Below are 26080 nucleotides of genomic sequence, written 5' to 3' on the forward strand. Positions count from 1 at the left end.
GGATTTACCATCAGTCCCAAATTGATAGCGCCTCATCAAGGCGCTGTTTTGACTTAACGTCAATAACACTGTTGTGCAACAGTATCACGCGTTGCACAGGCAGGTTTTTGACCTGCTGCACCCATGCGCGTACGGCGGCTTTGTCCCTGACCAGTAGGCGCACGGTGCGCGGCACCGTCAGGCGCTCATGCCCGCCTGCGAGACCCAAATACATGCGCACCGGCAGGCTCAGTGGCCCTTGCCAGCATTGCAGCACGTCGGTGGCAATCAGGCTGCCGCTGGCGGGGTGAAACCACAGCGTTTCATCCAGCATGGGAATGCCATCCAGGTGAATGCATTGCAACTCACCCACCCAGGGCGCCTCATGGCCTGCGGGCAGTGGCTCCAGCAGTGGCTGGTCGGGGTGCTTGCGCAGCACGCCCGCAGTTCCGTAAAGCCGGGCCTGTGGATAAAGTTTGGCCAGCTTGCCTACAAACAGATGGTGCATGGCGCTGGGGGCGACGATGTGGCGCAGCGGACCGATGGCATCAAGCGCCGCTTTTTGTGCCGGTGACAGCGGCACGGCGGAGTGCGAGAACAGGCCACCATCAGCCAGCCGTATCACCGTCATTCGCGTGCTGACCTGCATTCCTGCATTGCTAAAGTGATAGCTGAGACTCCATACACCATCTGCGATAGCTTGCCATTTCTCTGTTGAATCTTGCATGGCTGGCTCCTTGGTTTATGCGGCGCGCTGACCGGCGGTTTTGCGAAATTCCGAGGGCGACAGGCCCGTCCACAGACGAAAGGCGCGGATAAAGCTTTTGTCATTCATAAAGCCGCAGGCCTGCGCCACACGCTTGATGGGGCGACTGGTGCGCAGCAGCAGAGCAATCGCACGTTCACGTCGAATATCGTCCTTCAGCGCTTGCAGCGAAATACCCTCTTCTTTGAGCTGGCGGTGCAGGCTGCGCTGCGACAGATGTAGCTGGCGTGAGAGGGTCATGGCCGTTTGCTGCTCCTCACCGCTTGCGGCCAGTAGTTGACGCACGCGCTGCACCAGTGTTTTTTCGCGCTGATAGGGGCGAACCTGTATGGGCAGGGCGCGCTGCAGCATGTGGTTGAGCGCGGCCTCATCGCGCGCTAGCGGGGCCTGCAGCCAGCGCGCCTCAAACTGCAGGCTGGCGACGGGCGCATCAAACCCAATGCTGCCCGGTGCAAACAGCACCTTGTAGACATTGGCATGGGCCGGTGTGGCAAACGGAAAGCTGGCGTGCAGCAGGCTGATGGGCTCGTTGATGAGCCAGCTGGCAAAACCATGAATATTGCGCAGCACTGACACCATGCAGAACTCTCGCATGGCACCCAGTGTGCGGCTTTCATGCAGCGTCAGTGTGGCCGTGCCAGCCTGTTCGCTGAGCTGTAGCTGTATATCGCCCGTAATCAGCCCGTGGTGGCGGCACCAGCGGGCCAGTGCAAGGCCGAGATTGGGGGCGCTGATGCTGGCGCGGGCCAGCATGCCGTAGCTGCCCCAGGGCAGGCGGCGCTCAAACCAGCCCAGCCCTTCATCGTCCAGCTCGCGCATGGCGGCGTCTGAAAGCGCCTCCATCTGCAAGGCCGTGATGCACTCGTTCGCATCGTTTACCAGTCTTGGCGGGATTTGTGCCTTTTCAAGTGCGACCAGCGGTGACATCTGCCTTTGCTCATAGGCCCGGATGATGGCCTGAACAAATGCCATCGGGGTAATTGCCGGGTGTGATTTGAGCACCGAACTGGCATGGTGTGGCAGTGGAGTCTTGACCAGTGAAGGTGTCAGCATTTGGCAATTATTGCAACCTGTCTGACCTTATCTGAACAGGAGTTGCCCTTATTCTGGAGTGAATTCGGTGCCGAGGAGACCCGTGATGCCATCGCAATTGAACGCGCTGACCGCCAGCTACGCCAAGGGGCGCACAGATGCGCCGTTGATTGAGCAGACTATTGGTGATTTTTTTGCCGACATGGCGCAGCGCCAGGGCAGCCGCGATGCGCTCGTCAGTCGCCATCAAGGCCTGCGTTACAGCTATGCCCAACTGCACGCTGCCACGCGCCAGCTGGCCAGTGCCTTCCTGAATCTGGGCTTGCTCAAAGGCGACCGCGTTGGTATCTGGAGCCACAACAATGCCGAGTGGGTGTTGCTGCAACTGGCTACCGCGCAGGTGGGACTGATTTTGGTCAACATCAACCCGGCGTATCGCACGACGGAGGTGGAATACGCACTCAACAAGGTCGGTTGCAAGGCACTGGTTTCCATGTCGCAGTTCAAGACCAGCGACTACCTTGGAATGCTGCGCGAACTGGCGCCTGAGCTGGCGAACAGCAAGCCAGGCCAGTTGCAGGCCAAGCGCTTGCCGCAACTGCGCACCGTGGTCTGGATTGATGTGGCAGGGCAGGGTGATGAGCAGGCTGGAATGCTACGTTTTTCAGAGCTGCTGGCGCAAGGTGAGAGAGGTGATGAGCGCATTGATGCTATTGCTGCCACGCTCAGCAACAACGACCCCATCAACATTCAGTTCACCAGCGGCACCACAGGCTTTCCCAAGGGGGCGACGCTGACGCATCGCAATATTCTGAACAACGGTTTTTTCATCGGTGAATGCATGAAGCTGACGCCCGAAGACAGGCTGTGCATTCCCGTTCCGCTGTACCACTGCTTTGGCATGGTGCTGGGCAACCTGGCTTGCTTTACGCATGGCTCGGCCATCGTCTACCCCAATGATGGCTTCGACCCCATCACGGTGCTGGAGACCTTGCAGGCCGAAAAATGCACAGGTCTGCATGGCGTGCCCACCATGTTTATTGCCGAGCTGGATCACCCGCGTTTTGCGGAGTTTGATCTGTCCACCTTGCGCACCGGAATCATGGCCGGATCGCCTTGCCCGACCGAGGTGATGAAGCGCGTGGTGCGCGATATGCATCTGAGCGAGATCACCATCGCCTACGGCATGACCGAGACCAGCCCCGTCAGCTGCCAGAGCGATGCCGATACACCGCTGGAAAAACGCGTATCTACTGTGGGCAAGGTGCAGCCCCACCTTGAGGTGAAGATGATTGACCCGGTGACGGGCGAGACCACGCTGCCCGGAGTGTCCGGTGAGCTGTGTACGCGAGGTTACTCCGTCATGCATGGTTACTGGGGTGATGAGACGAAAACCCGCGAAGCCATTGATGACGAGCAGTGGATGCACACCGGCGATCTGGCGACTATGGATGAGCAGGGGTACGTCAACATCGTGGGTCGTATTAAAGACATGGTGATTCGCGGTGGCGAGAACATCTATCCGCGTGAGATTGAAGAGTTTCTCTACCGCCACCCCAAGGTGCAGGACGTGCAAGTGGTGGGCGTGCCCGATGTGCGCTATGGCGAGGAGCTTTGTGCCTGGGTCATCACCAAGCCCGGACAGGAACTGACAGACGGCGACCTGCGCGAGTTCTGCAAGGGCCAGATTGCGCACTACAAGGTGCCGCGCTACATCCGCTTTGTGCAGGGCTTTCCGATGACGGTGACGGGCAAGATTCAGAAGTTCAGGATTCGCGACGAGATGATCGAGTTGCTGGATCTGCGCACTGTCAAAACGGCTTGAATATGAGCGCTTGCCTGAGTTACTTCATGCCTGTAACCCAGAGGGCCGACCGCCCCGGGGCGGGGCGGTTTGGGCAAGGCGCTGCGGTCTCAGTGCTGCGGGCTTGCGTCGCTTGCCGCGGGCAGGCCAGCCGCACGGCGCGCCGCCACCAAGCGTTTGCGCATGGCGATCTCCTGCATGTCCAGCTCGCTGACCAGGCTGCGCAGCGAATCGTCGTTGATGCGGTGGCTCTGCCGCTCGGCGTAGTAGAAGTCTCGCTCGGAGTGAATGCACTCGATGCGGGTTTCAATCTCCAACACATAGCGCAGCTTGCGCTGGCGCACGACCTCGGGGGATTCGCGCAGCGACTCTATGGTTTGCGCCGCACCACTGCCGTCGTCCAGCAGCTGGATGCGGTTGCGGTATTCCTGGGCCAGATGGCCGTTGACTTCTTGGCGCATGGCCACCCATTCGGGGTCACGACGTTGAATCTCTTCCTCCGTCAGTGTCAGCTGGGTGATGGCCGCCAGACAGGCTTGCTCGCGCGCCCTGCGCTCTTCGCGCACAGTGGGCGACTCTTCGTGAGGGGGCAGGTAGCGCAGCACAATAGGCAGGCCCACGGCGCCGATGATCATCGTGAACAAGATGGTGCCTGTGGCCAGAAACACCAGCATGTCACGAGCGGGGAAGGGCTGACCATTGTTCAGCAGCATGGGTACGGACAGCGCACCTGCCAGAGTGACGGCACCGCGAATGCCAGCCAGTGTGGTCGCAAGGTTCAGCAGAGCCGAGGGGCGCTCGCTCATCTTGCCCTGCTTGTGGGCACGCAGCAGCGAGCCGTGCACGCCCAGCACCAGCCAGATCCAGCGCATCAGCAGCAGGGCCACCGAGATGGCCGCGACATAGCCAACCAGAATCCACCAGTCATGCCCGGCCTGGTGCAGGGACACACCAATGATGGAGGGAAGTTGCAGGCCCAGCAGCAGGAAGATGGCGCCATTGAAGGCCGCTTCCACCATGCTCCAGGTGCCTTCGGTCTGCAGGCGTTCGCTGATATAGCTGCTGCGCTCAAGGTCGGCAAAGTTGGTGGCGATACCCGCAGCGACAGCAGCCAGAATCCCCGAGACGCCGATTTTTTCGCCCACGATGTAGGCTGCAAATGGCAGCAGCACCAGCAGCAACACCATCTGCGTGGCCGCCACGTCGCCCAAGCGGCGTGTGATGGTGCCGCGGGCATGACTGAAGCCCCAGCCAATCAACGCACCGACACCCAGGCCGCCCACGGCCATCCAGGTGAAGTCCCTAGCGACCTCACCCCAAGAGAAAACGCCGGTCAGCGTGGCGGCAATGGCAAATTTCAGGGCCACCAGACCCGATGCGTCGTTCAGCAGAGACTCGCCTTCGAGCACATGCATGGTCTTTTCAGGCATACCAAGGTTACGTGTGATGGCCGAGACGGCCACGGCATCGGTGGGCGAGATTACGGCGGCCAGCGCAAAGGCAACGGTGAGCGGAATCTCGGGAATCATCCAGTTGATGAGATAGCCCAGCCCCAGTACCGTGAACAGCACCAAGCCCAGAGCCAGCAGCAAGATGGGTTTGGCCAGTGCAAAAAATTCACGCTTGGGAATGCGCCAGCCGTCGGCAAACAGCAAGGGCGGAATGAAAAGAAGAAGAAACAGTTCTGGGTCGAATGCGATGTGCAAGCCGGCCTGCGGCCATGCAATCAGTGCGCCCAGAGCGATTTGAATCAGAGGCAAGGGGATGGCCCGGATATAGCGGGCCACGATGCCTGTCAGCGCTCCAAGAAGCAAGACAAGCAAAACAGTTTCAACAGCGTGCATAAGGCATTTTCTTCAACTGCGGCTAGAGCGCTGTGTCGGACAAGCTCAAAAACCAAGCTCTCGTATCGGACAAAGCATTCAAGGAACCAACAATGAGCACCCTGGAGACACAACTGAATTCGCGTTCGGCAGACTTTCTGGCCAACGCTGCTGCCATGCAGACGCTGGTAAATGACCTGCATGCGCGCTGCGACCTGAACGCGCTGGGCGGCAATGAAGCGGCCCGCGCCAAGCATGTGGCACGCGGCAAACTGCTGCCCCGCGAGCGTGTGCAGCGCCTGCTGGATGCGGGCACGCCGTTTTTGGAGTTATCGCCGCTGGCCGCGCTCAATATGTACGGCAACGATGCGCCGGGCGCGGGCGTGATCGCGGGTGTGGGCCGAGTAAGTGGGGTCGACTGCATGATTGTGTGCAACGATGCCACCGTGAAGGGCGGCACCTACTACCCCATGACGGTGAAAAAGCATTTGCGTGCGCAAGAGATTGCGGCGCAGAACCATCTGCCCTGCATTTATCTGGTGGATTCGGGGGGTGCCAACCTGCCCAATCAGGATGAAGTCTTCCCCGACCGTGAGCACTTTGGCCGCATCTTCTTCAACCAAGCCAATATGAGCGCGCAGGGCATTGCCCAGATCGCCGTGGTCATGGGCAGTTGCACGGCGGGTGGTGCTTATGTACCGGCCATGAGTGATGAGTCCATCATCGTCAAGAACCAGGGCACGATTTTTCTGGGTGGTCCGCCGCTGGTGAAGGCGGCCACGGGTGAGGTAGTGAGCGCCGAAGATCTGGGCGGCGGCGATGTGCATACGCGCTTGTCGGGCGTGGCAGATCATCTGGCCGAAAACGATTTGCACGCGCTGGCGCTGGCACGGCAGGCCGTGGCCAATTTGAATAAAAACAAGCCGCAAGCCCAGGCAGATCAAGCGCCAGCCGCTCCTCTTTTTGAGAGTGATGAGCTGTATGGCGTGATCCCCGTCGATACCCGCAAGCCTTTTGATGTGCGCGAGATCATCGCCCGCGTGGTGGATAGCAGCCAGTTCGATGAGTTCAAGGCCCGCTTTGGTAACACGCTGGTGTGTGGCTTTGCGCGCATTGAAGGCATGCAGGTCGGCATCATCGCCAACAACGGCATTCTGTTCAGCGAATCTGCCGTCAAGGGCGCGCACTTCATCGAGCTGTGCTGCCAGCGCAAGGTGCCACTAGTGTTTTTGCAGAACATCACTGGCTTCATGGTGGGGCGCAAATACGAGAACGAAGGCATTGCCCGCCACGGCGCCAAGCTGGTGACGGCCGTGGCCACGGCGGCGGTGCCCAAGTTCACCATCATTATCGGGGGGAGCTTTGGCGCCGGCAATTACGGCATGTGCGGCCGCGCTTACTCGCCGCGCTTTTTGTGGATGTGGCCTAACGCACGCATCAGCGTGATGGGCGGTGAGCAGGCTGCCAGCGTGCTGGCCACCGTCAAACGCGACGGTATTGAGTCCAAGGGTGGTAGCTGGAGCGCGGAGGAAGAGGAGGGCTTCAAGTCCCCGATTCGCCAGCAGTATGAAGATCAGGGTCACCCTTACTACGCCACGGCCCGCTTGTGGGATGACGGCGTGATCGACCCAGCGGATACGCGCCGCGTGCTGGCACTGGGGCTGGCTGCATCGCGCAATGCACCGATTGAAGACACCCGGTTCGGCGTCTTTCGCATGTAAAAAACGCCAAGCTACAGATCATGCCGCACCGCCGTTTTTTCATTGCTCTCTCGTCACTGCTGCTGGCTTTGCCAATGGCGGCAAGGGCGCAGCTGGCTGTGCAGCAAGCCGATGTGCGCATTCCCGTCGCCGTGCCTGCTGCTGGATCGTCGCCCGCGCGCACCGCAGAGCTGGCGGGCCATGTCTACCGGCCGCAGGCCACTGGGCCTTGGGGGCTGGTGGTGCTCAGCCACGGCACGCCCAGCGGCAAAGAGGCCCGCGAGGCACTGACCGAGCGCTATGCCCCGCAGGCCCGCGCCATTGCGGCGCTGGGCTATGTGGTGGTGACGGGCCTGCGCCGGGGCTATGGCGTATCTGACGGGCCGCTGGCCGACCGCTATGGCCGCTGCGATGCTCCGGATTACACCCATGCAGCGCAAGAGGCGGCGCGTGATGTGGCGGCCATCATGGCCTACGGCCAGAAGCTGCCCGATGTGGATGCCGCCAAGGTGGTGTTGCTGGGCAAGTCTGCCGGGGGCTTTGCCTCGCTGGCGCTGGCCGCGCAGCAACCTGCGGGTTTGCGCGGCGTCATCAGCTTTGCCGGTGGGCGTGGTGCCCAGCCGCAGATGCGTGAAAAAGGCCGCATTTGCGGCGAGCCTGAGTTGCTGAAAACCGTGGCCAGTTTTGCCGCCACCAGTCGCGTGCCGCAGCTGTGGATTTATGCGCAAAACGATAGCTACTTCCGCCCGCCACTGGTGCGGCAGATGGCTCAAAGTTATCAACAGGCCGGCCTGCCCCTGAAGCTGATTTTTGTGCCGCCCAGCGGCCATGAAGGCCACCGCTTTTTTGACCTACCAGCCAACATAGACCAGTGGCTGGCACAGGTGCGTGAATTCCTCGCGCAGCAAATGCCGCCCACAGCGACGGCTGCACTGCAAAGCAATCACTCGATGGGAGACAAACCATGACCGCTTTGACCTTGACCGTGGACGGTGGCATTGCCCGCATCACGCTGGCCCAGCCCGAGATTCGCAACGCCTTCAGTGATGCTGGCATTGCCGAAATTACCGCTGCCTTTCGCAAGGTGGGTGAGCGTGCCGATGTGCGCGCCGTGGTGCTGGCGGCCGAAGGCCCGGCCTTTTGTGCGGGCGCCGATCTGAACTGGATGCGCCGCATGGCCGATTACTCCCGCGATGAAAACCGCGTGGATGCCGGCCTGCTGGCCGAGATGCTGCGCACCATCTACGAATGCCCCAAACCCACGATTGCGCGCGTGCAGGGCGATGTGTATGCAGGCGGCATGGGTCTGGTGGCCTGCTGCGACATGGCGGTGGTGGTGGATACCGCAGGCTTTTGCCTGAGCGAGGTGAAGATCGGCCTCATCCCCGCCACCATCAGCCCCTATGTGCTGCGCGCCATGGGGGCGCGGGCGGCGCACCGTTATTTTCTGACGGGTGAGCGCTTTTCGGCGCAAGAGGCGCACCGCATCGGCTATGTGCACGAGGTGGTCGATGTGGATGGGCTGGATTCCGTGGTCGACGGCTGGATTAAGCACCTGCTCAGCGCAGGCCCGGTGGCGGTGCGCGCCTGCAAGCGGCTGGTGCAGGACGCAGCCGAGCGCGAGATTAACGAGCAGCTGATTGCATCCACCGTGGAGTCGATTGCCAATATTCGCGCCAGCAACGAGGGGCGCGAAGGCATTCAGGCCTTTCTCAACAAAAGCAAGCCCAGCTGGCTGCCCGGATAAACACCGCATATGCCAGAGTCGCTTTAGAGTTTGGACTCTGCATAAGGAAAAAGCACCATGGATATCTGGCAAACCATCATCAGCTGGCTTCACCGCTCAGGCCTGCATATTGACCCCGAAACGGCACAAGCCGTAGGCGATGCTGCCACGCAGGTGGGCGACGTAGCCGCCAAGGCAGGGCAGGCCGTGGGCCAGATGGACATGGGCGCCATGCTGGCGCTGGCCGCAGCACTGGGCTGGGCCAGCGGTTTCAGGCTCTACGCCGTGGTGTTTGTGGTGGGCATGCTGGGCGCTACGAACGTGATGCCTCTGCCGGGCGGTCTGCATGTGCTGGCCCATCCCATAGTGCTGGTCATCAGCGGCGGGCTGCTGTTTGTGGAGTTCTTCGCGGACAAGATTCCCGTGGTCGATTCGGTCTGGGACATGTTTCAGAGCGTGCTGCGTATCCCTGCCGGTGCGGCGCTGGCGGCTTCGGTCTTTGGTGCGGACAACACCACCATGGCCATGGCCGCCGCGCTGATGGGCGGCACGCTGGCAGCCACGAGTCAGGCAGCAAAGACAACAACGCGCGCACTCATCAACACATCGCCAGAACCGTTCTCCAACGTGGGCGCCAGCTTGGCGGAGGACACCGTGTCGATGGGCGCCATCTGGCTGGCACTGGCCAACCCGCTGGTGTTTGGCGGCGTGCTAGTGGTGGTGGTCATCGTGATGTGGCTGGTGATCTGGGCGCTGTGGCGTTTTCTCAAGGCGATTTTTCGCCGCCTGCGTGGCGGTGGTGATGCGCAGGATGCAATACAAAAAACATAGCTGCTTGCGCTTGATTGATATGCGCTAGTGGGCGATTTGGCATAAATATTTGGAGACTATATGTTCAAGAAAATTTTGATTGCGAATAGAGGTGAAATCGCCTGCCGTGTAGCCGCTACCGCCCGCCGAATGGGTGTCAAGACCGTGGCCGTGTATTCGGATGCCGATGCCCAGGCCAAGCATGTGGTGGCCTGCGATGAAGCCGTGCACATCGGCGGCAGCGCCCCCAAGGACAGCTATCTGCGATGGGAGCGCATTCTGGAGGCCGCAAAGACCACGGAAGCAGAGGCCATTCACCCCGGCTATGGCTTTCTGTCTGAGAACGAAGACTTTGCCAACGCCTGTAAGGCAGCAGGCCTGGTCTTTATCGGTCCACCCGCCAGCGCCATTCGCGCCATGGGCCTCAAGGCTGAATCCAAGCAGCTGATGGAGAAAGCTGGCGTTCCGCTGGTGCCAGGCTACCACGGTGCAGGGCAAGAGGCGGCCATGCTGCACAAAGAGGCCGACCGCATCGGCTACCCCGTGCTCATCAAGGCCAGCGCGGGCGGCGGCGGCAAGGGCATGCGTCTGGTGGAAAAGTCCGAAGACTTTGCCGCGCTGCTGGAAAGCTGTAAGCGCGAGGCCATCAATAGCTTTGGCAACGATGCCGTGCTGATCGAAAAATACGTGCTGCGCCCGCGCCATATCGAAATTCAGGTGTTTGGCGACACGCATGGCAACTGCGTGTATCTGTTCGAGCGTGACTGCTCGGTGCAGCGCCGCCACCAAAAGGTGCTGGAAGAAGCACCTGCGCCGGGCATGACCGAAGCCTTGCGCAAGCAAATGGGCGAAGCCGCCGTAGCCGCGACCAAAGCCGTTCAATATGTGGGTGCAGGCACGGTGGAGTTCATCGTCGAGCAGCCCGGCGGTTACGACCAGCCAGGCGCCATGAAGTTCTACTTCATGGAAATGAATACCCGCCTGCAGGTGGAACACCCGGTGACGGAAGCCATTACCGGCGAAGACCTGGTGCAGTGGCAGCTGCAGGTGGCGGCTGGAAAGCCTTTGCCTAAGCTGCAGAGCGAGCTGAAAATCATCGGCCACGCGATTGAAGCGCGTATTTGTGCCGAGAACCCCGAAAACAACTTTCTGCCCGCCACCGGTCATCTGGCCGTGTATCGCAAGCCGCCTTGCACCAGCTTTGAGATCAGCGATGTGCGCGTGGACGACGGCGTGCGCGAGGGCGATGCCATCAGTCCGTTTTACGACAGCATGATCGCCAAGCTCATCGTTCATGGCGATGACCGCGCACAGGCGCTGGCTCGACTCGATGCGGCGCTGGCTCAGACCCATATCGTGGGACTGACGACGAATGTGCAGTTTCTGCGCCAGGTGGTGAAGAGTCAGGCGTTCGCTAATGCGCAGCTAGATACCGCACTGATTGAGCGCGAGCGCGACGCCCTGTTCGGCAAAGACTTTGTGGGTCGTGATCTGGCCGTGGCTGCCGCCATGGTTCATCAGTTGCAGATAGAGAAGGCCGCGCAAGATACCGACCCTTTCAGTCGCCGCGACGGCTGGCGGATGTCGGGCCGTTATGTGCGCCCGTTCGGCTTTGTGTACCGGGGCGATGAGTTCAGCGCAGGTCTGGCTTATGGTCGAGAGGGCCGTGATGCTCAGACCTATCAAGTCGGTTTGGGTGAGGGTGACAGCCGTACTGAGGCCGCTCTGCAGTGGCGTGCCCTGCCTGATGGGCGGCTGGAGCTGAACCTTGGCGGCAAGCGCACGGTGGCCGTGGTCCATGCGCAGGGTGAGCAACTGTCCATCTTCACCGAGGCGGGCAGCGCCCAGATCACCGTGGTGGACCAATTGACGCATGCCGGCGACACCGGTCATGAAGGCGGTCGCCTGACGGCGCCCATGCCGGGCAAGGTGGTGTCATTTACCGTCAAATCCGGTGACAAGGTCAGCAAGGGTCAGCCGCTGGCGGTGATGGAGGCCATGAAGATGGAGCACACGATTGCGGCACCTGGGGATGGCGTGGTGCTGGAGTTGCTCTACACCCCCGGCGACCAGGTCAGTGAAGGCGCGGAGCTGCTGCGTCTTGAATTGTCGGCTTGATTGAGGAGACTGACATGAAGTACCCCGCACGCGTCAAACTCATAGACGTAGGCCCGCGCGATGGGCTGCAAAATGAAAAGCAGCCGGTGCCAGCCGCTGTGAAGATTGAGCTGGTGCAGCTCTTGCAGGATGCGGGCCTCAAAGAGATCGAAGTCACCAGTTATGTGTCGCCCAAATGGGTGCCGCAGATGGCCGACAACGCAGAGTTCATGGCGGGCATTGCGCGCAGCAGCGGAGTGCTTTATTCGGTGCTCACGCCCAATCTCAAAGGCTTTGAGGCGGCGCTGGTTGACAAGCCTGATGAAATCGTGGTCTTCGGCGCAGCCAGCGAGGCCTTTAGCCAAAAAAACATCAACTGCTCGATTGCCGAAAGCATTGAGCGCTTCGCACCTGTGGTGCAGGCTGCGCTGAATGCGGGCATTGCCGTGCGCGGTGCCATGAGCTGCACCGTGGGCTGCCCGTATGAGGGCGAGATTGCGCCCGACAAGGTGGGCTATGTGGCAGGCCTAATGAAGAGTATTGGCGTGCAGCGCGTGGATGTGGCCGACACCATTGGCGTGGGCACGCCCATCAAGGTGCAAAAGGCGCTGCAAGCAACTTTGGCGCACTTCAGCATTGATCACGTATCAGGGCACTTTCACGACACCTACGGTCAGGCGCTCTCCAACACGCTGGCGGCGCTGGAGCTGGGGGTCTGGAACTTCCAATCCTCGGTCGCCGGGTTGGGCGGCTGCCCATACGCCAAGGGTGCGACGGGTAATGTGGCAACCGAGGATGTGGTCTATCTGTTGCAAGGAATGGGCATTGAGACTGGCATCGACCTCGATAAGCTCATCGGCGCAGGCCAGTTCATCAGCGAGCATCTGGGCCGCCCCACGCAGTCACGCGTCGCCAAGGCATTGCTCGCCAAACGCGCAGGCTGAGGTTGTGACGTAAGCTGCATGGTCGTTGTTACCATCATGCCCATGCAAGCAAGAATTCGTTTTTCTCTGGCACTGTGTTTTGCTCTGGTGCTGTCGGGTTGCAGCACCATGGATGCACAGGAGTGCAAAGACACCGACTGGGCCTATCTGGGGCAGCTCGATGCCATGGATGGTAAGCAAGATATCAACACCCGCGCCAAGCGCCATTTCAGAAGCTGCAAGGACAAGGGTGTGCAGATGGACGCTCGCGCCTATCAGCAAGGCTGGATGCGTGGCCTGCGTGACTTCTGCACGCCACAGAGCGGCAAGGCCTATGCCGAGGCGGGCAACAAGTATCAGTACGGCTACTGTCCTGCTCAAGTCGAGGGGGCCTTTTTGCAAGGCTATAGCCCCGTGCGTGAAATCATTGAATCCAAGGAGCATGCGAGCGAGCTGGAGCGCCGCATCAGCGCCAAGAAAAAAGAATTACGCGAAGCACGGGATGCGAAGAACAGTGCCAGCCATATTGCCTATGTCCAGAAAGACCTGCGTGATTTGCAGCTGGAGCTGGTGCAGCTCAAGTTCAAACTGGCACAGTAGAGGCTAGGGCGCTGCTTGGGTGTGGCGCCATTTCCAGGAAAACAAAACAATGTGTGGGTCAGAACTTCATGCGCTGCCGGAAGGTGTGCAGCGCCTCAGCCGCTTTTTGCAGGATGCCGGTCATCCTCATGCGCCGCAGATGCTGGATGGCGCTGCGCGAACTGCACAAGAGGCCGCCGATCAGCTCGGTATTCTGGTCGGTCAGGTGGCCAAGTGCATCATCTTCAGGCGCAGGATTGATGGCGTGGCCGTGCTGGTGGTGACATCGGGCGACAAGCGTGTGGATGAGAAAAAAGTGGAAGAACTGGTGGGAAAGATTGGCCGCGCCGATGCCGACTTCGTGAAAGCCAGTACCGGATTTTCGATTGGCGGCGTCAGCCCCGTGGCGCATGCCACCAAGGTTGTTACTTTGATGGATGCAGAGCTCAAGCGCTTTGATACGGTGTGGGCTGCCGCTGGGCACCCTTATGGTGTGTTTCCCGCGTCCCCTGAGCAGTTGCAGCAACTGACGGATGCGCCCTGGTCAGACGTGGTGGTGCAGGCATGAGTACAGAAATTTTTCAAGATCAACAAGAGCAGCAAGCACAGCAACTGGTGCAGCTGGCCAACAAGGCCGAAGTGGCGCTGGTCTGGGCCGAGGCCGATCAACCCGTGGCATCGCCCTGCATCAATGTCTGCCGCATGACGGAAGATCGCAGCCACTGCCAGGGTTGCTTCAGAACCATTGATGAAATTCGTGCTTGGTCCAAAGGCGACAGCACGTTGCGTCTGGAGATTTGGGGCAAGCTGCTGCAGCGCGCGGGTCTCAAAGATCCACGCGAAGCTGAAATCTGATCGCAAGCTAGGAGAGCTGAGACATGAAGCACATCACCTGTTATCTGGACTTTGTTTCCCCCTATGCCTGGCTGGCGCTGGAGCAGATGCCCAAGGCTTTGCAGGGTCTCAGCTATCACGCGGAATATCGTCCGGTGCTGCTGGGAGCCTTGCTGCAGGGCAATGCCAACCCTGGCCCGGCAGGCATTCCGACCAAGAGGCTGTGGACTTACCGGCATGCGACATGGCTGGGGCAGTCGTTGGGCATACCGCTGCAGATGCCGGAGCAGCACCCATTCAAGCCCACACCTTTGCTGCGGCTGGCGCTGGCCCATGGGCGCGATGGCTGCATCAACCGCTTTGTAGCGCAGGCGGTAATGCAGCATGTCTGGGTGGGCGGTGAAAATGCCAATGACCCGCAGCGATTGCAGAGCCTGCGGACCCTGCTACAGGAACAGAAGCGCCAAGATGAAGCCGGTGACGAGGTAAAGCAATGGCTGCGTGCCAATACCGAGCAAGCGAGCAAGGCCGGTGTGTTTGGCGTGCCCGCATGGGAGGTGGATGGCCATGTCTTCTGGGGGCTCGATGCACTGCCCATGCTGCGCAGTTATTTGCAGGGTGAGCCGTGGTTTGATGCGCAGTGGGATGCGGTGGCCGGTGTGGAGTCAGGCCTGAGCTGAGATAGTCATAGCTAAAAAAAAAGAGACCTGCCGCGGCAGGTCTCTTTTTGATTTCTGGCTTGCTATTTACTTCGCTGCAGGCAGCTTGGCCGCGCCGCGGTAGCGCTCTAGCCAGTGTGCGTAGGGCGTGGGCAAGGTCCAGTCGGCACGAGGAATGCCAAGTGTCTGCGCCAGTTGGTAGGTGTAGTGTGGGTTCGCCAAGTGCGCGCGGCCAATCATGACCAAATCGACTTCGCCGTCAGCGACGATGCGCTCTGCCACTTGCGGGTCATCCATGCCCCAGCTCGATGCGACGGGAATGCCTGCCTCGCGGCTCACGCGCTGGGAGATGGGGGCTAGGAAGGCGGGTGTGCCCCAAGGAATATTGACATCAGGGATGACAAAGTTGACGCTGACGTTGAGCATGTCCAAACCGCGCTCGCGCATCTGGCGGGTCACGGCGATGGAATCTTCTAGCGTTTTTTCGTCTTGTCCGTCGTATTCGATCACGCCGAAACGCGCTGTCAGGGGTAGGTGATCGGGCCAGACTTCGCGCACCTTGCTCAAGGTCTCTAGCAGAAAGCGGGCACGGTTATCAAAGCTACCGCCGTAGGCGTCGGTGCGCTGGTTGCTGTGCGCGGAGAAAAAGCTTTGCGCCAGATAACCGTGAGCAAAGTGCAGTTCCAGCCATTCAAAACCGGCCTCAAGTGCGCGGCGTGCGGCGGCGACAAAGTCGGCTTGCACGCGGGCAATATCGTCGAGTGTCATGGCGCGGGGAACGCGCGGCAGACCTGCGCCAAAGGCAATGGCCGAAGGCGCAATGGTCTGCCAGCCGCGTGCATCGCCTTCGGCAATGTGCTCGTCATTTTCCCAAGGGTTGTTGGCGCTGGCTTTGCGACCGGCATGAGCGATCTGAATGCCGGGCACGGATCCTGCGGCTTTGATGCCCGCGGCAATGCGTGACATGCCTTCAATTTGGCCATCGTTCCACAGGCCTGTGCAATCTGGTGTGATACGGCCATCGGGCGAAACGCCGGTGGCTTCCACAATCACCAGACCCGCGCCGCCGCGCGCCATAGAAGCGTAATGCACTTGGTGCCAGTCATTGGTGATGCCATCCACCGCGCGGTACTGGCACATGGGCGGAATAGCGATACGGTTACGCAGGGTCAGGCTTTTAAGGGGGAAGGAGGTAAACAGTGCAGACATGTCGAAGGGTATCGCCAAGAAAATAATGAGACGGTGCAATGAGTTCAATAGCTAATAGTCCATTCAATTCATTGCTTTTGAGTGAAAAACAAGACGAATTGACTTATTTGAAAGGACTGCAAGCTATCAAAAATTGATCTCGCTTGGGCTGCTTGGGCGAACGGCTAGCCAAGGAGGAGCAGAGGCGGCAATGTTCCGCCTTGCTCGATAACCTTGCAGGAGCCGCCTTTTGAGAGAGTGTCTGTGTGCACATTACTTAAGGCATATCTCTGTGTCCTCAGCATTTTTCACATTGAAAAAAAAGAGCTGCGGGTAAGTGCCGAGAGGGTCGGGTAAAGCCTTGTCTTGAATTTTTTGAAAGTGAATTTTTGTAAGTTGGCGGTCAGTTGGCCCTTTGATATTGGCAAAACAGGTGTGTGGGTAGCGCCTGATACTTCAAAAATCAAGGAGACAACATGGCCACTAATACGGCATCACATGCGGGTGGAAAGTCGGTGGACAGGCCGATGAGCCCTGAAGAGCGCAAAGTTATCTTTGCCTCATCACTTGGCACAGTTTTCGAGTGGTACGACTTTTATCTATACGGCTCGCTGGCAGCCATCATTGCAAAGCAATTTTTCAGCGGTTTGGATTCAGGCTCGGCCTTTATCTTTGCGCTGCTGGCCTTTGCTGCGGGCTTTATCGTGCGACCGTTTGGTGCGCTGGTATTTGGCCGTTTGGGCGACATGATTGGGCGCAAGTACACCTTTTTGGTGACGATCTTGATCATGGGTGTCTCCACCTTTATCGTGGGTATCTTGCCTAACTACGCCAGCATTGGCGTGGCAGCTCCCATTATTTTGATTGTTCTGCGCATGCTGCAAGGCTTGGCGCTGGGCGGCGAATACGGCGGTGCTGCCACCTATGTGGCTGAGCATGCGCCGCACGGCAAGCGCGGTGCTTACACCTCTTGGATTCAAACCACGGCAACGCTGGGTCTGTTCCTGTCGCTGCTGGTGATTCTGGGTGTGCGTACAACGCTGGGCGAAGAGGCTTTTGCCGACTGGGGCTGGCGCATTCCATTCCTCGTTTCCATCTTGCTGCTGGCCATTTCGGTGTGGATTCGCATGACGCTGTCCGAGTCGCCTGCCTTCCAAAAAATGAAGGCTGAAGGCAAGGTTTCCAAAGCCCCGCTGACTGAATCTTTTGGTCAATGGAAGAACCTGAAGGTCGTGATTCTGGCGTTGGTGGGTTTGACTGCAGGTCAGGCCGTGGTCTGGTACACCGGCCAGTTTTACTCGCTGTTCTTCTTGACGCAGCAGCTCAAGGTGGACGCCGTCACAGCCAATTTGATGATTGCCGCAGCGCTGCTGATTGGTACGCCCTTCTTTGTGATTTTCGGTACGCTGTCCGACAAAATCGGCCGCAAGCCCATCATCATGCTGGGCTGCATCTTGGCGGTGCTGACGTACTTCCCTGCCTTTAAGGCTTTGACCGTAGCGGCCAATCCCGATCTGGCAGCGGCACAGGCTACAAACAAGGTCGTCATCGTGGCTGACCCAGCTGAATGCTCGTTCCAGTTCAACCCCACAGGTACGGCCAAGTTCACAAGCTCTTGCGACGTGGCCAAACAAGCTCTGGCGAATCGTTCTGTCAGCTATGAAAGTGAAGTGGCTCCTGCCGGGACACCTGCGGTCATCAAAATCGGATCGCATGTGATTTCTAGCTATTCCATGGCAGGTTTGAGCCCTGACGAGCTCAAAGCCAAAGCTGCCGACTTCAACAAAGAAGTGACCAGCACGTTGAAGCAAGACGGCTACCCCGACAAGGCAGATCCCGCCAAGATGAACAAGATCATGATGATTGTGATCTTGGCCTATCTGGTGCTGCTGGTGACCATGGTTTATGGCCCCATCGCTGCCATGCTGGTGGAGCTGTTCCCCACGCGCATCCGCTACACCTCGATGAGTCTGCCGTATCACATTGGTAATGGCTGGTTTGGTGGTCTGCTGCCCACCATGTCGTTCGCCATCGTGGCGCAGACTGGCAATATGTATAACGGCCTCTGGTACCCCATCATCATCGCTGGTGTGACCGCTGTGATCGGTATCTTGTTCGTGCCCGAAACCAAGGACCGCGACATCTACGCAGAAGACTGATGCGTTTGATGGGCGCTGCATAAATTGCAGCACTCTATGTAATGCCCGCAAGGCTCAGGCCTAGCGGGCATTCTCGTTTCTACTTAGTACAGCACTGTGACAGTGGTGTTGCAACAAAGCATCAAAACGTTACTTTTTTGAGTCTTCAAGCGAGCTTTTTTAAGTCGCAGACCTAGAATCGGAACGAGCCGCCAGATGGTTAACAACCACGAGTAATGCGGTGCAAAAACACTACCTCAGAATTTAGGAGTACTGAATGACCAAGATGACTCGTATTGCTCTGGCCGCACTGGCTGTGATGGGCGCAACCACCGCAATGGCTCAAAGCAGCGTGACGCTGTATGGCCGCGTGAATACTACTGTTGAGCATCAAAAGGTTGGCGATGTCTCCAACACTGGCATGCAAAACAATGCTTCGCGTTGGGGTATCCGTGGTACCGAAGATCTGGGCGGCGGCTTGAAGGCAGGCTTCGTTCTGGAGTCTGGTTTTAACTCTGACACAGGTGCTGCTACTTCGAGCTCTTACTTCGGTCGTCAAAGCGAAGTGAACCTGTCGGGCGGCTTCGGTATGCTGCGTCTGGGCAACTTCTTCCCTGAATCGTATTTCGGCTCGGCTGACTATGTCAGCATGCATAACCACGATACAGGCTCCTCTAGCGATGCTCTGTACCAAGATCCTAACTGGATGGGTGCTTCTGCAGGTGGTCAAGGTGGTGTTGGTGGTATTGGTACCATCAATAAGGTTGCTTACCGCACACCTAGCATGGGCGCTTTCTGGGCTGAAGGTTCGGTTTCCTTGCATGAAAAGGCTGTAGGTACTGCCAATAAGAATGGCTACGACCTGGCTGCTAACTACGCAACTGGCCCTCTGCACTTGGGTGCTGCTTACAGCAACTGGAATAGCAACTGGCAAGCTTCTTTGCGCGGCCTGTACACCTTTGGTGCTGTGACTCTGGGTGGTTACTACCAGCGTAACGACGAGACCTTGGCTGGTACTCGTAACAACTTCCGTCTGTCTGCCATGTACGCCATGGGCGCTTCTGAATTCCACGCTAACGTGGGTCGCGCTAACAGCTGGAGCCAAATTGACAAGTCTGCTGCAACTCAGTTCACGCTGGGCTACAACTACAACCTGAGCAAGCGCACCAAGGTTTACGGCTACTACACCCGTGTTAACAACAGCGCTAACGGCATGTATAGCAACGGCGGTGTTCGCGGTGCTGACTTTAGCTCCGTCGCTCTGGGCGTTCGCCACAACTTCTAATTGGTGCACCGCGTAAGCGGTGTCTACAGCAGCTGCAGCTGATAATGCAGACCATTACTCCAAGTTGATGCCCCATGTCGAAAGACATGGGGTTTTTTCTTATGCGCTGATTGGCTCGCAGTAAGTTCGGCGAAACCTCGGCAGGCTTCAATGCACGAGGGTCTGTTGAGACTTGATCGAAGATCGCGTTGCCGCCGCAACCCGAAGGGAAGGAGGCAGGCCAGCCGCCACTCGTCGTTGCACTCCTTGTGCGGGATAGCACCCGCACTGCGTCGTACGCCTAGATTGGCAACCGGCCTGCATCCTTCGCGACTCCGAGTAAATCTGAACAGACCCTGTGATCAAGGCGTTCGAAGTGCAGCCTTGCGCGAGACAACATCAACAAACTGGAGACAAGCATGTGGAAGCTAGTGGTTGGATTTATTGTGTTTGCAGCGGTGTCGCTGTTTGTCATCATGAAAGCGGGTGACAAGGTCGATATGAGCGGAGAAAAACACGGCGCTGATGCTGTAACCGTACCCGCTGAATCCAAATAAAAATTCCTTTCTGAAGTTCAAGCCCCGCCAAGCCCTGCGCTGCGGGGCTTTTTCTTTAGCGTGTTTGTTTGGTTTCAGCAAAGCCCTAATGAACGTGCGGCGCGGCAGTGCATGTCGAGACTGCCTAGAATGTTTGGCCTCCACTGAAAAGACCGCAGAACATGACGCAGGGCCTGATTCGTATCCGTGGTGCTCGCCAGCACAATCTTCGTAATCTGGACATTGATATCCGCACCGGTGAGCTGACCGTTGTCACGGGCCCCAGCGGCTCGGGCAAGTCCAGCCTTGTGTTCGATACGTTGTATGCCGAAGGCCAGCGCCGCTATGTCGAGACCTTCTCGGCTTATGCGCGCCAGTTCTTGGATCGCATGGACAAGCCTGCGGTGGACAAGGTCGAAGGCGTGCCGCCAGCGATTGCGATTGACCAGACCAACCCGGTGCGCAACTCGCGCTCTACCGTGGGCACGATGACGGAGATTAACGATCACCTCAAGCTGCTGTTTGCGCGTGCTGGCAGCCTGTTTGACCGTGAGACAGCTCAAATAGTCAGGCGCGATACGGCAGACACTATTTATGCCGCATTGGCGCAGCGCTGCGAAGCGGCGGGCGATCCGCGCATTGCCATCACCTTCCCCGTCGAGCTGCCTGCGAATACAACGGCTGAAGAAGTCGAGCAATGGCTGTCTGCCAGCGGCTTTACGAAGGTGCAGGCCGAGCGTGAGGTAGAGCGTGCTTTGCCCGCTGGTGAAGATGTGCCTACCAAGGGCAAGAAAAAAACCAAGACTTCGCCTGAAAAAATCAAGGTTCTGGATGTGATTGCTGACCGCTTTCGCCTGAGCAAGGCCGAGCGCGTTCGCGTCATGGAGGCGATTGAAGTCGGCCTCAAGCGCGGCACTGGTCATCTCACGGTTTACGTTCTGCCTGAAAGTGGCGCGGAGGTTGAGCCTGAACTTTGGAAGTTCTCGCAAGGCCTGCATTGCCCTGAAAGCAATTTGAGCTATCTGGAGCCCATCCCCTCGCTGTTCTCCTTCAATTCTGCGGCGGGCGCATGCGATGCCTGCCGCGGCTTTGGGCGCGTGATTGGTGTGGACTGGGGGCTGGTCATTCCCAATGATAAGCTCACGCTGCGCACCGGCGCTATCAAGCCGATTCAGACGCCGGCGTGGAAGGAAATTCAAGATGACCTGATGCGCCACTCCGAGGCCGAAGGCATTCCGCGCGATACAGCCTGGGCCAAGCTGACCCAAGAACAAAAAGACTGGGTGATCGAAGGATCGCCCAACTGGAACGGCAAGTGGAGCCAGACCTGGTACGGCATTCGTCGCTACTTTGAGTATCTGGAAAGCAAAGCCTACAAGATGCATATTCGGGTGCTGCTGTCCAAGTACCGCAGCTACACCGAATGCCCCACTTGCGGTGGCGCGCGCCTCAAGACTGAAAGCCTGCTGTGGCGCATTGGCAGCAAGCAAAGTGCAGATGCGGTGTTTCCCCCTGCGGATGAAAAGGGCCGCTATCAGCGCTTTATGCCCAACGGCGTGGGCTGGACGCGTGAGCAGTTGAGTGCATTGCCCGGCCTGTGTCTGCACGACCTGATGCGCTTGCCGATTACCAAGCTGCGTGAGTTTTTTGCACAACTGCCGCTGAGCGCCGAGGCGCAAAAAAATGATGGTGAAGCGCAGGCCTTAAAGATGCTGCACGCAGAAATAATGACGCGTTTGCAGTACCTGTGTGATGTGGGCATTGGCTACCTCACGCTGGATCGTCAAAGCCGCACGCTGAGCGGCGGTGAGGTGCAGCGCATCAACTTGACCACGGCCTTGGGCACCTCGCTGGTCAACACGCTGTTTGTGCTTGATGAGCCATCGATTGGCCTGCACCCGCGTGATATGGCACGCATCACCGAAGCCATGCAGCGCCTGCGCGATGCGGGCAACACGCTGGTAGTGGTGGAGCATGACCCCGCCGTCATGTTTGCTGCTGACCGCGTGATTGACATGGGCCCCGGCCCCGGTGCGCGCGGCGGGCAGATTGTGTTTGATGGCACGCCCGATGAGCTGCGCCATGCCGACACCTTGACCGGTGCTTATATGGGCGGGCGCAAGCAGGTGGGCTTTGGCGTTAAACGCATGGTCACAGAAGCCACGCCGCGCCTGATTTTGGAAGGCGCGCGCGAGCACAACCTGCAAGACATCAGCGTGGACTTTCCGCTGCAGCGACTCGTCACTATTACCGGTGTTTCAGGCTCAGGCAAATCCACGCTGATTCAAGATGTACTGGTGCCTGCGCTGATGCGCCACTTTGGCAAACCTACAGATTCTGCCGGTGCCTTCGAGCGCCTGATGGGCGCCGATCATCTGGCCGATGTGATGTCTGTTGACCAATCACCCATCGGCAAAACAGCGCGCTCCAACCCAGTCAGCTATGTGGGCGCATGGGATACCTTGCGCGAGCTGTTTGCCGTGGCACCGCTGTCGCGCCAGCGCGGCTACACCGCGACCAAGTTCAGCTTTAACAGCGGCGATGGGCGTTGTCCCACCTGCGGCGGCTCGGGCTTTGAGCATGTGGAGATGCAGTTCCTCTCAGACGTGTATCTGCGTTGCCCGGACTGCGATGGCACGCGCTATCGCCCTGAAATTTTGGAAGTGAAGATTGAGCGCAGCGGCCAGCTCTTGAATGTGGCTGATGTGCTGAACTTAACCGTTGCCGAAGCGGCGCTGCTTTTCTCGCAAGACCGCGATGTGATTCGTGCGCTGCAGCCCATCGTGGATGTGGGGCTGGAATATGTGAAGCTAGGCCAGCCCGTGCCCACCTTGTCGGGCGGGGAAGCTCAGCGTTTGAAGCTGGCAGGCTTTCTGGCAGAGGCTGCCAAGTCGCAGTCCAAGTCCAAACAGTCGCTGGCCAAAAAAGGCACGCTGTTCTTGTTTGACGAGCCCACCACGGGCTTGCATTTTGAAGACATTGCCAAGCTCATGCGGGCGCTGCGAAAGCTGCTCGAAGCGGGGCATTCACTCATCGTCATCGAACACAACCTGGATGTGATTCGCGCCAGCGACTGGTTGATTGATCTGGGGCCTGAAGGCGGTGATGGCGGCGGTTTGATTGTGGCCCAGGGAACGCCTGAGGATGTGCGCCATGTGACGACTTCGCACACCGCGCAGGCGCTGCGCGAATATGACTTGGCAATGGGTGTGGGCGGCGAGGCGGTGCGTGAAGTCGCTCCCATGCTCTACAAATCAGAGCGAAAAGCCAAGTCAGTACAAGGACTCCAGGCCAAAAATGCTATTGAAATCGTCAACGCCAAAGAGCACAACCTCAAGTCGCTGAGCGTGGATGTTCCGCGTGGCAAATTCAACGTGGTGACGGGGGTTTCGGGCTCGGGCAAGTCCACGCTGGCGTTCGATATTTTGTTCAATGAAGGCCAGCGCCGCTATCTCGAATCGCTCAATGCCTATGCGCGCTCCATCGTGCAGCCTGCGGGTCGACCCGAGGTGGATGCGGTCTACGGCATTCCGCCGACGGTGGCGATTGAGCAGCGCCTGTCGCGCGGTGGTCGCAAATCCACGGTGGGCACAACGACGGAGGTCTGGCATTTCCTGCGCCTGCTTTACGTCAAGCTGGGTGCGCAGCACTGCATTCATGACGATGCCATCGTGCAGCCGCAAACCGAAGAAAGCATCGCCGCACAGCTGTTGACGAACTTCCGTGGGCAGACCATTGGTTTGCTCGCGCCCTTGGTGGTCAACCGTAAGGGCATCTACACCGAGCTGGCCGACTGGGCGCGGCCCAAGGGTTACACGCATCTGCGCGTCGATGGCGAGTTTTTGCCGACCACGGGCTTTCCGCGCATTGACCGTTTCAAAGAGCACACGATTGAGCTGCCCGTGGCCAGCGTGACGGTGACTGCTGCCACCGAGAAAGAGCTGCGCGCCCATCTGCGCCAAGCGTTGGAGATTGGCAAGGGCGTGCTGCATGTGCTGTCCGGGCTAGAAAATCTGGCCGATGCCATGCAGGGCGGGCAGAGCACGGCGGGCATTGGTGCGCTGCAGGTGTTTTCCACCCAGCGCGCCTGCCCGGTTTGTGCCACCAGCTATGCCGAGCTGGACCCGCGCCTGTTTAGCTATAACAGCAAGCATGGCTGGTGCCCCGACTGTGTGGGCACGGGCGTGAAGCTGACCAAGGACCAGCGCAAGGTGTATGACGACACGCTGCTGGCCGAAGACAACCGTGGCCGCGAGGTGAAGTTTGAAGGCCAAGAAGTGGAAGACTTGGCCGAAGTGGCCTGCTCCAAGTGCCAAGGCACGCGCTTGAACGCGACGGCGCGGGCTGTGAAGTTCCACGGCGTAGGCATTACCGATGTGGCGCAACTGTCGGTGACCGATGTGCGCCGTTGGGTGCAGCAACTGGCGCTGTCGGGTCGCGAAAGCGATATTGCACGCGACCTGATTCCTGAGATTCAAAGCCGTCTGGAGTTCCTCGAAGAAGTGGGCCTCAACTACCTGACGCTGGACCGGGGCGCACCTACGCTCAGCGGTGGCGAGGCGCAGCGTATTCGCCTCGCCGCCCAGCTGGGCAGCAATCTGCAGGGTGTGTGCTATGTGCTGGATGAGCCCACGATTGGCCTGCACGCACGCGACAACCAGATCTTGCTGAACGCCCTGCACAAGCTGGGTGAAAAGGGCAATACGCTGGTGGTGGTGGAGCATGACGAAGACACGATTCGCCGCGCCGATCACATCATCGATATCGGCCCCAGCGCCGGTGTTCGTGGTGGCCGACTGGTGGCGCAAGGCACGGTGGCCGACATCATGGCCGCCGAGGATTCCGTCACCGGTCGCTACCTGCTGCACGCCATGAGCCACCCCTTTAAGCCACGTTTGTGGGTGGGTGAGGGTGAGCCACCAGCAGTGCCAGCAGCGCTTGTTGCAGAGCAGCCTGCTATCAATGCAGAAGCAGCTAGTGCTGAAGATGTATTGGTTTCAGACCAAAAACCATCCAAAGCCAAGAAAAAGAAGGCACTAGCAGCTACGGAAGTTGTAGTGACCGAAGACAGCAATGCCCTGCAATGGCTCAGCGTGCTGGGAGCGAATCTGCACAACTTGCAGAACGTGGATGCCCGCGTACCGCTCAAACGTCTGGTGGCGGTAACGGGCGTGTCTGGCTCGGGCAAGTCCACATTGGCGCGCGATGTGCTGCTGACCAATGTGGCCGCTTGGGTGCAGCAGCGCAGCACCAAGGCCGGGCGCGATGCCATGGATGAAGGCAAGTCGCCCAAGCTGGTGGGATGTAAAGGGATTAAAGGCTTTGAAGTGGTGGACCGGGTGCTGGAAGTCGACCAAACCCCGATTGGCAAAACACCGCGCTCTTGCCCTGCCACCTATATCGGTTTTTGGGACACGATTCGCAAGCTGTTTGCCGAAACGCTAGAGGCCAAGGCGCGGGGCTATGCGGCGGGGCGCTTTAGCTTTAACACCGGCGAAGGCCGCTGCCCGGCTTGCGAAGGTCAGGGCGTGCGCACCATCGAGATGAGCTTTTTGCCCGATGTGAAAGTGCCTTGCGAGGTTTGCCACGGCGCACGTTTCAACCCCGAAACGCTGGCTGTGACTTGGCGTGGCAAGAGCATTGGGGATGTGCTGAAGATGGAGGTAGATGAGGCGGTGGAATTCTTTTCTGCCATGCCCAGCATTGGCCACCCGCTGCAACTGCTCAAAGATGTGGGGCTGGGCTATCTCACGCTGGGCCAGCCATCCCCCACGCTCAGCGGCGGCGAGGCGCAGCGCATCAAGCTGGTGACCGAGCTGACCAAGGTGCGCGACGAGATTGGCCGCCGGGGCCAGAAGGCGCCGCATACGCTGTATGTGCTGGATGAGCCCACAGTGGGCCTGCACATGGCCGATGTGGACAAGCTCATTCATGTGCTGCACCGGCTGGTGAATGGTGGCCACAGCGTCATCGTCATCGAACACGATCTGGACGTAATTGCCGAGGCGGACTGGATCATTGATTTGGGTCCAGAAGGCGGCAATGACGGTGGCCGCATCGTGGCCACGGGCACGCCCGAGGAACTGGTCAAGATCGGCACCCATACAGGCAAGGCATTGGCACCGGTTCTGGCGCGGCAGTGATGCCATAAAAATATTGAGCAAGGGTTGAAGCACTACACAGAAACTCCACGCTGCTCCGAATAATCAGTGTTGAGAAAAG

General features: G+C 59.0%; 19 protein-coding genes. 15 read left to right on the forward strand and 4 right to left on the reverse strand.

All coding sequences use genetic code 11. The annotated features are described in order from the left end of the window. Positions 1–10 precede the first annotated feature (10 nt). Positions 11–706 carry a DUF4336 domain-containing protein gene (locus KUF54_RS00160; protein ID WP_219344136.1) on the reverse strand — a complete coding sequence of 232 codons (696 nt, stop codon included), beginning with the start codon at positions 704–706 and terminating at the stop codon, positions 11–13. 15 nt (positions 707–721) lie between these two features. Then, positions 722–1798 carry an AraC family transcriptional regulator gene (locus tag KUF54_RS00165; RefSeq protein WP_219344138.1) on the reverse strand — a complete coding sequence of 359 codons (1077 nt, stop codon included), beginning with the start codon at positions 1796–1798 and terminating at the stop codon, positions 722–724. 85 nt (positions 1799–1883) lie between these two features. On the opposite strand from KUF54_RS00165, the gene KUF54_RS00170 reads away from it, so the two are divergent. After that, entirely contained in the window at positions 1884–3602 is a 1719-nt protein-coding gene (locus KUF54_RS00170; protein WP_219344140.1) for an AMP-binding protein, read from the forward strand. An 89-nt stretch (positions 3603–3691) separates the two neighbouring features. Here KUF54_RS00170 and KUF54_RS00175 read toward each other — a convergent pair whose 3' ends face one another. Further along, complete coding sequence (locus KUF54_RS00175) at positions 3692–5425, reverse strand: Na+/H+ antiporter (RefSeq protein ID WP_219344142.1); 1734 nt, start codon at positions 5423–5425, stop codon at positions 3692–3694. 92 nt (positions 5426–5517) lie between these two features. Between KUF54_RS00175 and KUF54_RS00180 the strand changes: the two genes are divergently transcribed. From KUF54_RS00180 to KUF54_RS00225, 10 genes are read left to right on the forward strand one after another with little or no spacing between them, the layout of a single operon-like run. After that, positions 5518–7125, forward strand: a complete 1608-nt coding sequence (locus KUF54_RS00180; RefSeq protein WP_219344144.1) for a carboxyl transferase domain-containing protein — start codon at positions 5518–5520, stop codon at positions 7123–7125. Positions 7126–7145: 20 nt separating this feature from the next. After that, positions 7146–8072, forward strand: a complete 927-nt coding sequence (locus tag KUF54_RS00185) for a S9 family peptidase (protein WP_219344146.1) — start codon at positions 7146–7148, stop codon at positions 8070–8072. After that, positions 8069–8851 carry an enoyl-CoA hydratase/isomerase family protein gene (locus tag KUF54_RS00190; protein WP_219344148.1) on the forward strand — a complete coding sequence of 261 codons (783 nt, stop codon included), beginning with the start codon at positions 8069–8071 and terminating at the stop codon, positions 8849–8851. The genes KUF54_RS00185 and KUF54_RS00190 overlap by 4 nt, the downstream gene beginning before the upstream one ends. 57 nt (positions 8852–8908) lie before the next feature. Further along, positions 8909–9661: a DUF4126 domain-containing protein gene (locus KUF54_RS00195; RefSeq protein WP_219344150.1), complete on the forward strand. Its 753-nt coding sequence runs from the start codon at positions 8909–8911 to the stop codon at positions 9659–9661. Positions 9662–9721: 60 nt separating this feature from the next. Beyond that, positions 9722–11758, forward strand: coding sequence for an acetyl/propionyl/methylcrotonyl-CoA carboxylase subunit alpha (locus KUF54_RS00200; protein WP_219344152.1), 2037 nt, complete (start codon positions 9722–9724; stop codon positions 11756–11758). A gap of 14 nt (positions 11759–11772) precedes the next feature. Next, positions 11773–12681, forward strand: coding sequence for a hydroxymethylglutaryl-CoA lyase (locus KUF54_RS00205; RefSeq protein WP_219344155.1), 909 nt, complete (start codon positions 11773–11775; stop codon positions 12679–12681). Between the two features lie 18 nt (positions 12682–12699). Continuing rightward, the gene (locus KUF54_RS00210) at positions 12700–13260 is read left to right on the forward strand and encodes a DUF2799 domain-containing protein (RefSeq protein ID WP_219344157.1); all 561 of its coding nucleotides are present in this window, start codon (positions 12700–12702) and stop codon (positions 13258–13260) included. A 49-nt stretch (positions 13261–13309) separates the two neighbouring features. Beyond that, positions 13310–13807 (forward strand): YbaK/EbsC family protein, encoded by a 498-nt coding sequence (locus tag KUF54_RS00215; RefSeq protein WP_219344159.1) that lies wholly within the window; start codon positions 13310–13312, stop codon positions 13805–13807. Then, entirely contained in the window at positions 13804–14094 is a 291-nt protein-coding gene (locus KUF54_RS00220; protein WP_219344161.1) for a DUF1289 domain-containing protein, read from the forward strand. Before KUF54_RS00215 ends, KUF54_RS00220 begins: the two co-directional genes overlap by 4 nt. 23 nt (positions 14095–14117) lie before the next feature. After that, positions 14118–14753, forward strand: coding sequence for a 2-hydroxychromene-2-carboxylate isomerase (locus KUF54_RS00225; RefSeq protein ID WP_219344163.1), 636 nt, complete (start codon positions 14118–14120; stop codon positions 14751–14753). A gap of 66 nt (positions 14754–14819) precedes the next feature. Here KUF54_RS00225 and KUF54_RS00230 read toward each other — a convergent pair whose 3' ends face one another. Further along, positions 14820–15941 carry an NADH:flavin oxidoreductase/NADH oxidase gene (locus KUF54_RS00230; protein ID WP_219344165.1) on the reverse strand — a complete coding sequence of 374 codons (1122 nt, stop codon included), beginning with the start codon at positions 15939–15941 and terminating at the stop codon, positions 14820–14822. 455 nt (positions 15942–16396) lie between these two features. Between KUF54_RS00230 and KUF54_RS00235 the strand changes: the two genes are divergently transcribed. From KUF54_RS00235 to uvrA, 4 genes are all read left to right on the forward strand, one after another. Further along, on the forward strand, positions 16397–18079 hold the full coding sequence (locus KUF54_RS00235; RefSeq protein ID WP_219344167.1) for an MFS transporter: 1683 nt from the start codon (positions 16397–16399) through the stop codon (positions 18077–18079). Positions 18080–18335: 256 nt separating this feature from the next. Further along, entirely contained in the window at positions 18336–19343 is a 1008-nt protein-coding gene (locus tag KUF54_RS00240) for a porin (RefSeq protein WP_219344169.1), read from the forward strand. A 398-nt stretch (positions 19344–19741) separates the two neighbouring features. Beyond that, on the forward strand, positions 19742–19879 hold the full coding sequence (locus tag KUF54_RS00245) for a hypothetical protein (protein WP_219344171.1): 138 nt from the start codon (positions 19742–19744) through the stop codon (positions 19877–19879). A gap of 161 nt (positions 19880–20040) precedes the next feature. Beyond that, on the forward strand, positions 20041–26001 hold the full coding sequence (uvrA, locus tag KUF54_RS00250; protein ID WP_219344173.1) for an excinuclease ABC subunit UvrA: 5961 nt from the start codon (positions 20041–20043) through the stop codon (positions 25999–26001). The last annotated feature ends 79 nt before the right edge of the window (positions 26002–26080 follow it).

The organism is Comamonas sp. Y33R10-2 (assembly GCF_019355935.1).
In the GTDB taxonomy this organism is placed as follows: Bacteria; Pseudomonadota; Gammaproteobacteria; order Burkholderiales; family Burkholderiaceae_C; genus Comamonas.

Bases quoted from the DNA above. Each gene is read 5' to 3' on its own strand.
- KUF54_RS00190 (WP_219344148.1), top strand. From the start codon at position 8,069: ATGACCGCTTTGACCTTGACCGTGGACGGTGGCATTGCCCGCATCACG.
- KUF54_RS00200 (WP_219344152.1), top strand. From the start codon at position 9,722: ATGTTCAAGAAAATTTTGATTGCGAATAGAGGTGAAATCGCCTGCCGT.
- KUF54_RS00215 (WP_219344159.1), top strand. From the start codon at position 13,310: ATGTGTGGGTCAGAACTTCATGCGCTGCCGGAAGGTGTGCAGCGCCTC.
- uvrA (WP_219344173.1), top strand. From the start codon at position 20,041: ATGACGCAGGGCCTGATTCGTATCCGTGGTGCTCGCCAGCACAATCTT.
- KUF54_RS00205 (WP_219344155.1), top strand. From the start codon at position 11,773: ATGAAGTACCCCGCACGCGTCAAACTCATAGACGTAGGCCCGCGCGAT.
- KUF54_RS00230 (WP_219344165.1), bottom strand. From the start codon at position 15,941: ATGTCTGCACTGTTTACCTCCTTCCCCCTTAAAAGCCTGACCCTGCGT.
- KUF54_RS00165 (WP_219344138.1), bottom strand. From the start codon at position 1,798: ATGCTGACACCTTCACTGGTCAAGACTCCACTGCCACACCATGCCAGT.
- KUF54_RS00225 (WP_219344163.1), top strand. From the start codon at position 14,118: ATGAAGCACATCACCTGTTATCTGGACTTTGTTTCCCCCTATGCCTGG.
- KUF54_RS00220 (WP_219344161.1), top strand. From the start codon at position 13,804: ATGAGTACAGAAATTTTTCAAGATCAACAAGAGCAGCAAGCACAGCAA.
- KUF54_RS00170 (WP_219344140.1), top strand. From the start codon at position 1,884: ATGCCATCGCAATTGAACGCGCTGACCGCCAGCTACGCCAAGGGGCGC.
- KUF54_RS00160 (WP_219344136.1), bottom strand. From the start codon at position 706: ATGCAAGATTCAACAGAGAAATGGCAAGCTATCGCAGATGGTGTATGG.
- KUF54_RS00210 (WP_219344157.1), top strand. From the start codon at position 12,700: ATGGTCGTTGTTACCATCATGCCCATGCAAGCAAGAATTCGTTTTTCT.
- KUF54_RS00245 (WP_219344171.1), top strand. From the start codon at position 19,742: ATGTGGAAGCTAGTGGTTGGATTTATTGTGTTTGCAGCGGTGTCGCTG.
- KUF54_RS00240 (WP_219344169.1), top strand. From the start codon at position 18,336: ATGACCAAGATGACTCGTATTGCTCTGGCCGCACTGGCTGTGATGGGC.
- KUF54_RS00175 (WP_219344142.1), bottom strand. From the start codon at position 5,425: ATGCACGCTGTTGAAACTGTTTTGCTTGTCTTGCTTCTTGGAGCGCTG.
- KUF54_RS00185 (WP_219344146.1), top strand. From the start codon at position 7,146: ATGCCGCACCGCCGTTTTTTCATTGCTCTCTCGTCACTGCTGCTGGCT.
- KUF54_RS00180 (WP_219344144.1), top strand. From the start codon at position 5,518: ATGAGCACCCTGGAGACACAACTGAATTCGCGTTCGGCAGACTTTCTG.
- KUF54_RS00195 (WP_219344150.1), top strand. From the start codon at position 8,909: ATGGATATCTGGCAAACCATCATCAGCTGGCTTCACCGCTCAGGCCTG.
- KUF54_RS00235 (WP_219344167.1), top strand. From the start codon at position 16,397: ATGGCCACTAATACGGCATCACATGCGGGTGGAAAGTCGGTGGACAGG.